Annotated in this window: 1 protein-coding gene; it reads right to left on the bottom strand. The window is 49.4% G+C overall.

Annotation, left to right across the window (positions count from 1 at the left end; translation table 11 throughout):
- Nucleotides 1-245: fibronectin type III domain-containing protein (locus AMS66_RS33245; protein ID WP_201782212.1), on the bottom strand; the 245-nt coding region annotated here is incomplete at both ends.

Genomic DNA, 245 nt, shown 5'->3' with positions numbered 1-245 from the left:
CTACACCATCAGCTTCCACTTCATATTTTGTAGCGTCGGGGATTTCTGCCCATGTCAGGTTAATGGCTGTCTCTTCCGATGTCGCTTTCAATACAGGAGTGTTCAATTGCGTGGTTCCGCTAATCAAATCACTCCATGTTCCTACTCCTGCGGCATTCTTGGAACGAATGCGGAAGGTGTGGTCTGTGTTTGCTGTAAGACCACTCTTGTTGTAGGCAGTGGCGGTAGTGGATACTACGGCGCCA

Source organism: Paenibacillus xylanivorans, from assembly GCF_001280595.1.
Taxonomy (GTDB): Bacteria; Bacillota; Bacilli; order Paenibacillales; family Paenibacillaceae; genus Paenibacillus; species Paenibacillus xylanivorans.
Note: the sequence above shows the minus strand (reverse complement) of the source record. Positions and strands in the feature narration are given on the sequence as shown.